This is a genomic window from Mycobacterium sp. WMMD1722 (assembly GCF_049315205.1).
Taxonomy (GTDB): Bacteria; Actinomycetota; Actinomycetes; order Mycobacteriales; family Mycobacteriaceae; genus Mycobacterium.
In genome coordinates, this window is record NZ_CP186056.1 from 789589 (window position 1) to 799769 (window position 10181).

Annotated in this window: 10 protein-coding genes; 8 read left to right on the forward strand and 2 right to left on the reverse strand. The window is 67.4% G+C overall.

All coding sequences use genetic code 11. The annotated features are described in order from the left end of the window. Nucleotides 1–3 precede the first annotated feature (3 nt). The 4 genes from ACN27E_RS03595 to ACN27E_RS03610 all read left to right on the forward strand — a co-directional run bounded on the left by ACN27E_RS03595 (nt 4) and on the right by ACN27E_RS03610 (nt 4799). Complete coding sequence (locus tag ACN27E_RS03595) at nt 4–1005, forward strand: NAD-dependent epimerase/dehydratase family protein (protein WP_422746634.1); 1002 nt, start codon at nt 4–6, stop codon at nt 1003–1005. 2 nt (nt 1006–1007) lie between these two features. After that, the gene (locus tag ACN27E_RS03600) at nt 1008–2147 is read left to right on the forward strand and encodes an acyltransferase family protein (protein ID WP_422746635.1); all 1140 of its coding nucleotides are present in this window, start codon (nt 1008–1010) and stop codon (nt 2145–2147) included. Between the two features lie 73 nt (nt 2148–2220). Next, nucleotides 2221–3522 (forward strand): glycosyltransferase, encoded by a 1302-nt coding sequence (locus ACN27E_RS03605; protein ID WP_422746636.1) that lies wholly within the window; start codon nt 2221–2223, stop codon nt 3520–3522. After that, nucleotides 3519–4799, forward strand: a complete 1281-nt coding sequence (locus tag ACN27E_RS03610) for a glycosyltransferase (RefSeq protein WP_422746637.1) — start codon at nt 3519–3521, stop codon at nt 4797–4799. The genes ACN27E_RS03605 and ACN27E_RS03610 overlap by 4 nt, the downstream gene beginning before the upstream one ends. A 42-nt stretch (nt 4800–4841) precedes the next feature. Here ACN27E_RS03610 and ACN27E_RS03615 read toward each other — a convergent pair whose 3' ends face one another. Next, a complete protein-coding gene (locus ACN27E_RS03615) occupies nt 4842–5906 on the reverse strand; it encodes an NAD-dependent epimerase/dehydratase family protein (RefSeq protein WP_422746638.1) in 1065 nt (354 codons plus the stop codon). 216 nt (nt 5907–6122) lie between these two features. On the opposite strand from ACN27E_RS03615, the gene ACN27E_RS03620 reads away from it, so the two are divergent. Continuing rightward, the gene (locus ACN27E_RS03620; protein WP_422746639.1) at nt 6123–7235 is read left to right on the forward strand and encodes a class I SAM-dependent methyltransferase; all 1113 of its coding nucleotides are present in this window, start codon (nt 6123–6125) and stop codon (nt 7233–7235) included. 9 nt (nt 7236–7244) lie between these two features. On the opposite strand, the gene ACN27E_RS03625 is transcribed toward ACN27E_RS03620, so the two are convergent. After that, a complete protein-coding gene (locus ACN27E_RS03625) occupies nt 7245–7748 on the reverse strand; it encodes a DUF2505 domain-containing protein (protein WP_422746640.1) in 504 nt (167 codons plus the stop codon). 68 nt (nt 7749–7816) lie between these two features. Between ACN27E_RS03625 and ACN27E_RS03630 the strand changes: the two genes are divergently transcribed. The 3 genes from ACN27E_RS03630 (at nt 7817) to ACN27E_RS03640 (ending at nt 10176) form a co-directional block, all read left to right on the forward strand. Continuing rightward, a complete protein-coding gene (locus tag ACN27E_RS03630; RefSeq protein WP_422746641.1) occupies nt 7817–8575 on the forward strand; it encodes a class I SAM-dependent methyltransferase in 759 nt (252 codons plus the stop codon). Nucleotides 8576–8584: 9 nt separating this feature from the next. Next, complete coding sequence (locus ACN27E_RS03635; RefSeq protein ID WP_422746642.1) at nt 8585–9877, forward strand: glycosyltransferase; 1293 nt, start codon at nt 8585–8587, stop codon at nt 9875–9877. Nucleotides 9878–9945: 68 nt separating this feature from the next. Next, nucleotides 9946–10176 (forward strand): MbtH family protein, encoded by a 231-nt coding sequence (locus tag ACN27E_RS03640; RefSeq protein ID WP_422746643.1) that lies wholly within the window; start codon nt 9946–9948, stop codon nt 10174–10176. Nucleotides 10177–10181 lie beyond the last annotated feature (5 nt).

The following is a 10181-nucleotide window of genomic DNA, read 5'->3' on the forward strand; positions in this document are numbered from 1 at the left end:
GCCATGTCCAATGTCGTGGTGACAGGCGGCTACGGCTTCGTGGGTACGCACCTGGTCGGCGCTCTGCTCGAGCGTGGCGACTCGGTCACCGTCTTCGACTTCGCGAAGAACACCCGTGACACGAGTATCGACTTCGACCGGAATCCGCGATTCCGGTTCGTCCAGGGCGATGTGACCGACCTGCGTGCGCTCGAGGAGGCCCTGACCGCCGACACCGACACCGTCTTCCACCTGGCCTCGATCGTCGGGGTGAACAAGTACGTCGAAGACCCGCTGCGGGTCGTCGACGTCAGCGTCATCGGGACCCGCAACGTCCTCGAGCTGAGCCGCCGACACGGAACCCGGGTGGTGTTCACGAGCACCTCGGAGGTGTACGGGAAGAATCCCGATACCCCGTGGGGCGAGGACGACGATCGCGTCCTCGGGTCCACCCGCACGGCGCGCTGGAGTTACAGCACCAGTAAGGCCATGGCCGAGCACATGGTCTTCGGGATGCACGACGCCTACGGATTGCCGGTGACCGTCGTGCGCTTCTTCAATGTCTATGGGCCGCGGCAGAACCCCATCTTCGTACTGTCCAAGAGCATCCACCGGATCCTCAACGGTCGCGAGCCGCTGCTCTACGACTCCGGCGACCAGACCCGCTGCTTCACCTACGTGGACGACGCCGTCGCGGGAACCCTGCTCGCCGCGGACAGTGCGGCGGCCGTGGGCGAGGCGTTCAACATCGGCAGCATGACCGAGACCACGATGCGTGAGGCCGTCGAGCTGGCGATCAAGATCGCCGGTGTGGACGGGGTGTCGGGCAGCGTGGCCTTCGACACCGCCGAACGCTACGGCGCCCGTTACGAGGACATCCCGCGCCGCGTCCCCGATTCGACCAAGGCGCAGCGTGAATTGGGCTGGCGTCTGCGGGTCGACCTCGAGGAGGGGATCCGGCGCACCATCGACTGGGCTCGGGCCAATCCCTGGTATCTCGAGGAGCGCGGCGGGGATCCGTCCTGACGATGAGCCGACGTCTCGAGCACGCGTTCGACCCGAAGTGCAATGCACTGAACGCGTGGCGGCTGGCAATGGCGCTGGGGGTGATCCTGTGGCATTCGTGGCCCCTCACCGGCCGTGAACTGACGATCGAACCGATGCACCAGCTTCTCCGAGACGGATTCGTCGACGGATTCTTCGCGATGTCCGGCTTCCTCATCACCTGGAGCTGGTTCCGGAATCCGCGGTTGCGTGACTACTTCGTGGCCCGCGCGTTGCGCATTCTCCCCGGGCTGTGGGTCTGCCTGGTGGTCGTCGCCTTCGTCATCGCCCCCGTCTCGGTCATGCTCCGCGGTGGCTCGGTGAGCTCCCTGCTGGCGACCGGCGCGCCGCTGCATTACGTCCTGGCCAACAGTGCGGTGCTGGTCCAACAACCGGGGATCGCCGGCACACCGGCTGGGGTCCCGTGGACCGGCGAGTGGAACGGGTCCCTCTGGACGCTGTCCTGGGAGATGTTGTGCTATCTGCTGATAGCGGTGCTCGGGGTGACAGGTCTGCTGCGACGTCGCTGGCTCATCCCGTCGCTGTTCGCCCTGGCCGTATGCGCCTCGGCAGCCCTGCCGGCGGCCAGTCCGTTCGCGGAGACAGCTCCCAACGACCGGTCGGCGATCGATGCCGACGCGATATCGCTGTTCATGCAGCAGGCCGCAGCGCGTTTCGCGGTGATGTTCTTCGCCGGCGCGCTGCTGTATCAGTTCCGGCACGTGATCCCGGCCCGGTGGTCGCTGGTCGCGCTCAGCGCAGCCATCCTGCTGGGCGCGGCATTCCTACCCAACTACCGCGTGCTCGCTGCGCTGCCGTTGGCTTACCTGCTCATCACCTCGGGCGCTCTCATCCGGCGCCGTTCGATGACGCTGCGAACCGATCTGTCCTATGGCGTGTACATCTACGCCTTCCCCGTTCAGCAGCTGCTGGTGATCATCGGGCTGGGCGGGCTGAGCGTGGTGGTCTTCGCCGGCATCGCCGCGCTGGCGACCGTGCCGCTGGCGGCGTTGAGCTGGTTCGTCGTGGAGAAGCCTGCGCTGTCGCTCAAGGCCCGCGTCCTACGGAGGCGCCAACGTGTCGACGATCGACAGCGTCAGGATGCGGACATGCCTTCCAGCTGAGAGGAGTCCGCCACCGGGTCAGCAGACAAGCTTTCGCGCACACCGAATGGACAAGGAAGAGAGCGTCTTGACGATGAGGGTCGTCTTGGCGAGCTGGGGCAGCCGCGGAGAGGTCGAACCGTTGGCCGCGCTCGCTCGCGAACTGCTGCGCCGCGGGCACGACGTAGAGCTCGCGGTCGCCCCGGACATGGTGCCGTTCGGCGAATCGGCCGGCCTGCCGACAATCGCCTACGGCCCCGACTGGCACACCTTCACCTACGCCTATCGCGACTACTGGACCTACTTCTTCCGCCACCCCTGGCGGATCATGACATTGGGCCGGATGTGGCGAGCGGTGTCCGATCCGTTGCTGCACTCACGACCTCAGGTCAGCGCCACCCTGATGGGCTTGACAGAGCGCGCCGACGTGCTGGTGACCGGCATGAATTTCGAGGAGACCGCTGCCAATGTGGCAGAAGCGCAGGGCATCCCGCTCGCGACGCTGCACTGGTTCCCCTTGCGGGCCAACAGCCGACTGCTGCCGTTCCTGCCCAAGCCGCTGGGCCGGCGCGTGATGACGGTGATCGAGTGGCTGGCGTGGGGCGGGGTCAAGAGAATCGAAGACGTCCAACGCCGCGAGCTGGGGCTCAGCCGGGCCCTGCGCCCGTGGCAGTCCCGCATCGCCGGGCGGGGGTCGCTGGAGATCCAGGCCTACGATGCGGAGTGCTTTCCCGGGCTGGCGTCCGAATGGGCGAGCTGGAACGCCGGGCGACCCCCGCGAAGGCCGTTCGTCGGCGCCTTGACCCTGGAGATGGCCACCGCGGCCGACGAGGACGTGCTGTCCTGGATAGCGGCGGGCACACCGCCGATCTTCTTCGGTTTCGGCAGCATGCCGGTCGCGTCGCCCGCCGACACGATCGCCACGATCGCCTCGACCTGTGCTCGACTGGGTGAGCGGGCGCTCATCGCCGCGGCACTCAGCGACTTCAGCGACGTCCCGGAATTCCCGCACGTCAAGGTCGTCGGTGTGGTCAACTTCGCGTCCATCTTCCCGGTCTGCCGCGCCGTGGTGCATCACGGTGGGGCGGGCACCACGGCCGCGAGCCTGCGCGCCGGTGTGCCCACGCTGATCCTGTCGATGGACTTCAATCAGACGTTGTGGGGTGCGCAGATCAAGCGTTTGAAAGTCGGTACCGCACGCCACTTCTCGCGGACCACCGGTGAGACGCTGTTCGAGGATCTCCGCACTGTGCTGGCACCGCAGTGCGGACATGCCGCCCGGGAGGTGGCGACGCGACTGACCAAACCCGACGAGAGCGTGGTGGCGGCGGCCGACCTGGTCGAGGAGTTCGCCGGAGCCGAACGCCCCGGTCGACGAGGAGGTGACCGCTTGTGAAGTTCGTACTCGCCAGTTGGGGAAGTCGCGGTGAGGTGGAACCGTGTGCGGCAGTCGGCCGTGAACTCGTGCGCCGCGGCCATGAGGTGCGGATGGCCGTTCCGCCGGATCTGGTCGGTTACGCGTCCGCGGCGGTCCCCGACACCGTGGGGTTCGGCGCGGATCTGCAGGCCATGATGGACGCCTACCGCGATTTCTGGACCGGCGTCTTCCACAAACCCTGGCGGGTGCGGGAGATGAACACCTTGTTGCAGGAGATGTGGCGGCCGCTCAACAGCAGCTGGCTGGACATGAGCCGGACGCTGACATCGTTGACCACAGACGCGGATCTACTGCTGAGCAGCAATGTGGGTTTCGAGGTCCAGGCTGCCGATGTGGCCGAGTATCAACAGATTCCACTGGCGACGCTGCACTGGTATCCGATGCGTCCCAACGGGCAGCTGGCACCGTTTCTGCCGGCTCCCGTGGGGCGGTCGGCGATGGCGGCATACGACTGGCTGTCCAGGGGTGGTTGGGCGAGGAAGGTGGAGACCCAACAGCGTCGCGAACTCGGCCTACCGAAAGCGCGCGGCCCGTGGCCGCAGCGGGTGGTCGACCGTGGGCCTCTGGAGATACAGGCCTACGACGAGGTCTGCTTTCCCGGTTTGGCCGCCGAATGGTCGCAGTGGACAACGCAGCGGCCCTTTGTCGGTGCGCTGACGCTGGAACTGCAGACCGACGCCGATGAGGAGGTCGCCTCGTGGATCGAAGCAGGAACGCCCCCGATCTTCTTCGGATTCGGCAGCATGCCGGTGGAGTCGCCGGCCGAGACACTAGCGATGATCGCGTCGGCGTGTAGACGGCTGGGCCAGCGGGCGCTGGTGTGTGCCGGCTGGGACGACTTCGGCGACCTGGCGCTTTCCGATCACGTCAAGGTGGTCGGCGTCGTGAATTTCGCCGAGGTCTTCCCCCGGTGCCGCGCGGTCGTTCATCACGGGGGTTCAGGTACGACGGCACTGGGGCTGCGGGCAGGGGTACCGACATTGATCCTCTCCACCGACGCCAACCAGGCGCTCTGGGGAGCGCAGGTGAAGCGCTTGAAAGTGGGTGCCGGACGGCGGTTCTCGGCGACCAACGAGGACACGCTCGTCGCCGATCTGCAGACGATACTGCAGCCGCACTACCGAGTGCGCGTTCGGGAACTCGCCGCGCGGATGACCAAGCCCGCCGAGGGGGCGGCGCGCGCGGCAACCCTGGTGGAGGATTTCGCTCGATCGAAGACCGTGCCGGCCCGCTGAATCCGGCGACTGTGGACCGGTGCCTCCCTCGGCCGTCCCGGCTCACCCAGGCTGACCGGCGATCCAGTCCAGAAGTGCCTCGAGGCCGTCCTCGAGGAACCACTTCGGCCGCCAGTCCAGTTCGGCGATCGCCGGCTCGACATCGCAGCGCGCCGCGCGGACATCACCGTCGCGGAATTTCCCGACGATCGTCGGCTCCAGCGCGCCGCACAGGGTGGCCGCCAGCGCGGCGAGCTCGCCGATGGTGGTGGGCACGCCGGATCCGATGTCGAGGCAACGGATCCGGGTGGCCGGATGGGTGATCGCGGCGAACAGCGCGTCGACCACGTCTTCGATGAACACGAAGTCGCGCAGGATCCGGCCGTCCTCGTACACCTCCAGCGGTAACCGCTGCCGGGACAGCCGCGCGAACAACGCGACGATCCCGGTGTACGAGTTAGTCAGCGACTGCCCCGGTCCGTAGACGTTCTGTAGGCGCAGCACACTGAGATTGGAGTCGTGGGCCGCCGTCCACGCGGCCAGGATGTGCTCCTGGGCGAGTTTGGTCGAGGCGTAGACATTCGTCGGGCGGGGCTCGGTTCGTCCGGCCGCACTGGGTAGCGGTGTGGCCGGCTCACCGTTGTGGCCCAGCGGATCCCATGCTCCGGCCACCAGCTGGGCATGGCTGCGCGGCGGTGGATAGAAGATCCCCGACTCCGATTGCCACGCCCCTTCGCCGTAGACCGCTCGCGAGGAGGCGAGCACGAACTGCTCCGGAACGTACGCCGCGCGGCTCAGGGCGTCGAGCAGCTGTGTCGTGCCGACCACGTTCACCGAGCCGTGCCGCGTCGCCTCGGAAAGCGATTGGGCGGTTCCGGTTTCCGCGGCGAGGTGCACGATCTGATCGGGACGGAACAGCCGCAGCACAGCATCCCAGTCGGGAGCGTGGGTGACGTCGCCGGTGAACATCCGCACGGCGGGCGGCAGGTCGATCGGCGTGCCGAGGTGATGCACCTGGGGGTGCAGGACATCCATCACTGCGACGTCGTAGCCGGCGTCGACGAGTCGGCGCGCGAGGGCGGATCCGATGAATCCCGCTCCGCCACTGATCAGTACGGAAGTCGTCAACTGTCGTCCCCTAGGTCGCCGCGGTCGGTCACGGTCCGGGTGGAGGACAGCGCGCAACCCCTCGACGCCCGCGCGACGTCCTCACAGCGGAGCACCCGGAGGGAATCCGACCGCTCGGTCGGAAAATTATCATATCCGTCAGTATTAGGCATCGGACTGGGACAAAATCCGGCCTCGACACCTTAGTGTGCTAGCCGAGGACGTAGAGGAGAACTGGTGAGCGTAGTCGACGGACACACGTCGGACCGCACAGGCGGACGGTCCGTGGACCGGACCTCGCTGCATCGGGTGTGGCATGTGGTGCTCGCCGTGATCGCCCTGGCCGTCGCCGCGGTCTGCTACGTCGTCCCGGCCGTGCTCGTCGTGATCGGTGCCCTCTTGGTGGCGCTCGGCTGCGCGCGGCTCGCCTATCGCGGCCGGGATCGCTTCATTCCGAACCTCTACGCCCGCGACACCCGCGTCTACGAGGACGACTACCAGAGGTTCATCCGCGCCTCCATGTCAGCTCTGCGGCGGTGCCGCATCCGAGACCACACCCTGCTGCGGGAAGCGTCGCAGCTGCCGCCGGCCGCGGGTGGGCGCGAGCTGGTGCTGGATCTGGGCGTGTGGATCGGCTGGTCCACCCGGTTGGCCGCCGATGCCAGCGGCCGCACGGTGTACGGCTTCGACACCTTCGAAGGGCTGGTCGAGGATTGGCAGGTGGACGATCAGCTGGTCATCAAGCGCGGCACCTTCTCGCTGACCGAACCGCTGGCGCAGCGCTTCATCGCCGATACCGGCGTGACGCTGCACGACGGGCTACCGCCGGCGCTCGGGCGCACAGTCGAATTCATCAAAGGCAGTACCTACGACACGCTGGAACCCTTTCTCGCCGCCAGGCCCGACGCGCCGATCTCGTTGTTCCACATGGACCTGGACACCTACGAGAGTTGCCTGCACGCGCTGGAGACCTGCCGTGACCGCTTCGTCGAAGGCTCCGTCCTCGTCTTCGACGAATACCTGGTCACCAACGGTGAGATGCGCGCGTTCTACGAATTCCAGCGCAGGTACAACCTGCAATGGCGGTACCGGTGCTGGGGCCTGGAGATCTGGGAGATGAACGTCGAGATGGTCGCCGCGCGCTGGAAGCGCCTGGCGTACTACCTGATCCTGATCGCGGGCTACTGGACGCTGGGCGACGGCCGATACGTGTGGGCGTTCTTCGACAAGCGGTTCTGGCGGTTCTGGCTCGGCGCTCCGCTCGGCGACATCCTCTTCATGCTCGGTGCCACCGGTCAACGAAAGTCGGTCAGCCTCGAGATCACCGGTCTGGGCGATCTCGCCCGTTGATTCCCGCCGTCACGCGTTGTCGGCGATCCAGGTGGTCGTGAAGCACATCACCGAAGGGACGCTGGCAGCGAGCTCGGCACCGATCGCCTTCTCGAGGCTGCCGCCGACCAGCGGTATCCGGACCTTCACCGTGCCTTCGAAGCGTAGCCGGGAGCCGCGACCGGCCGGCTCCAACCACGTGTTCGCCCGACACGACCCCAGATTCCCCGAGACGGTGACGTCGATGCGGCCATCGGCCTGACCTCGCTCGACGGGCGACCAGCTCTCGGTGTACTCCATGCGGACCTCACCGGGGACCAGCCCGGCCACCGCGGCGGGCAGCAGCTGGCGGCCCACCTGCTGGGTGTAGCGCACCGCCACTGCCCCGTCGTCACCGACGACCAGGGAATTCAACGTGGTGCCGGGGCCGCCGGTGGCCAACCGCGCCGCCCAGTACTCCTCCCGGGCGAATGCTCCATGGATGTCGGCGACGGCGGTCGGTGAATCGGCCCGTCCGCGAAACGACCGTGGCATGCCGACCATTGTGGCGCCGAGTTGCCCAATTTACTGGCGAGCCCGTCAATTTAGGGCAGGATCGTCGCGTGGACATCAACAATGCCCTGGTGATGCTGGCCGACGCCTGGCCGGGCATGAACCGGATCAAGGCCGTGCAGCGTGCGCTCGACGGGCGAGTTGATCCGGTCTATCTCGAGATCGGGGTGTCCCGCGGGCAGGCGTTCCGGCAGATCTCCGCCGACGTGAAGATCGCCGTCGACCCGGCGTTCAAGCTCACCGCGAGCACCCGCGCGGCAGCCGACGCAAAAGCCCGCCGGACCCACTACTTCGAGACCACCAGTGACGAGTTCTTCGAGAACGAGGCGGCACTGCTGGATCGCCACCGGATCGACGTCGCCCTGATCGACGGGCTGCACACCTACGAGCAGGTGGTGCGCGACGTCGAGTACACCGTGCGCCACCTGCGCGACGACGGGGTGATCTTCCTGCACGACTGCAACCCCGCCTTCGAGCTGGCCGGCCGGCGCGCGGAGTCCTATGACGCCTTCATCGCCACCCAGAAGGGGCCGTTGGTGATCGGGTTGTGGAACGGCGATGTGTGGAAGGCGATCGTGCACCTGCGCAGCACCCGGCCCGACCTGCTGGTGGGAGTGCTGCGCTGCGATCAGGGCGTCGGCTTCGTCCGCCGGGCCACCCCGCAGAGCACACTGCCGTATTCGCCCGAGCAGGTTGCCGCGCTCACCTACGCCGATCTTAAGGCCGACCGCAAGCGGTTGCTCAATCTGAAACCACCCCGCTATCTCGACGAGTTCCTGGCCGCCGGTGCCAATGCGGCGCCGAAGTAGCCGGCCGGCATGAAGTTCGTATTGGCGACGTGGGGGAGCCGGGGCGACATCGAACCCTCCGCGGCGGTCGGCCGTGAGCTGGTGCGCCGAGGGCACGAGGTCTGTCTGGCCGTGCCGCCCGATCTGGTCGGCTTCACCGAGGCCGCCGGGATACCCGCGGTCGGGTTCGGCCCGGACTCGGCGAGCATCCTCGACGCTCATCGCGACTTCTGGACGTGCTTCTTCAGCACGCCGTGGCGGGTCCGGGAGATGATCCGCTCCCGCGTGGAGATCGCGGGCCCGCTGTTGGCCGGCTGGCAGGAGATGGGCGCGACGCTGACGACGCTGGCCGACGGCGCCGACCTGATCTTCACCGGCATCAACTTCGAGGACGCCGCGGCCAATGTCGCCGAATATCACGGTATTCCGCTGGCCACCCTGCACTACTTCCCGCTGCGTCCCAACGGGCAGATCCTGACCTTTCTGCCGCCCGCGCTGGGCCGGGCGGCCGTCCGGGCGTTCTGGTGGCTGTCGTGGCGGGTGACCAAACAGGTCGAGGATGCCCAGCGGCGCGACCTGGGGTTGCCGCAGGCCAGCGGGTCGGCACCGCGCCGCATCACGGCCCGAGGATCACTCGAGATGCAGGCCTACGACGAGGCCTGCTTCCCGGGCCTGGCCACCGAATGGGCCGGCGGCGAACGCGGTCAACGGTTCCACCGTCCGTTCGTCGGAACCCTGACCCTGGGACTGGCGACCGAGACCGACGACGAGGTCATGCGGTGGATCGCGGCGGGCCCACCGCCGATCTACTTCGGGTTCGGCAGCATCCCCGTCGAGTCTCCTGCGGACACCATCGCGATGATCGCCAACGCCTGCGCCCGGCTGGGGCAGCGCGCGTTGATCGGCGCCGCGGGCACCGATTTCAGCAAAGTTCCGCACGGTGACCACGTGAAGGTGGTCGGCACCCTCAACTACCCGGCCGTCTTCCCGAAGTGTCGGGCGCTGGTCCATCACGGCGGATCGAGCACCACCCCGATCGCGATGCGCGCGGGCGTTCCGCAGCTGATCCTCTACTGGGACATGGTGCACGCCGTGTACGGCGGCGCGGTCAAACGGTTGAAGGTGGGGACGGCACGCCGATTCTCGACCGCGACGGAGGCATCCCTGATCGGCGATCTCAGTGCGATCCTGGGTCCGCAGTACCGAGCCCGAGCCCGGGAACTGGCCGCCCGAATCACCGATCCCGCGACCGCGGCGGCGACGGCGGCGGACCTGCTCGAGGAAACGGCGCGTTCGGCACGTGACATGGATCACACCGGATGAAACACACCGCATGTTCGTCGAAACTTGGCAAACTGTTACCTGCACGTCAATAAAGTTCTGGAGACCTGGTGAGCACAAACCCGTTCGACGACGACGAGGGCACGTTCTACGTCCTGGTCAACGACGAAGAGCAGCACAGCCTGTGGCCCACGTTCGCCGAGGTCCCCGCCGGCTGGCGGGTGGTACACGGCGGAGCCGGGCGCGCGGAGTGCCTCGACTACGTCGAACAGCACTGGACCGACATCCGGCCGAAGAGCTTGCGCGAACGGCTGGCGGCGGGCGGAGCGGGCGATAAGTAGACCGG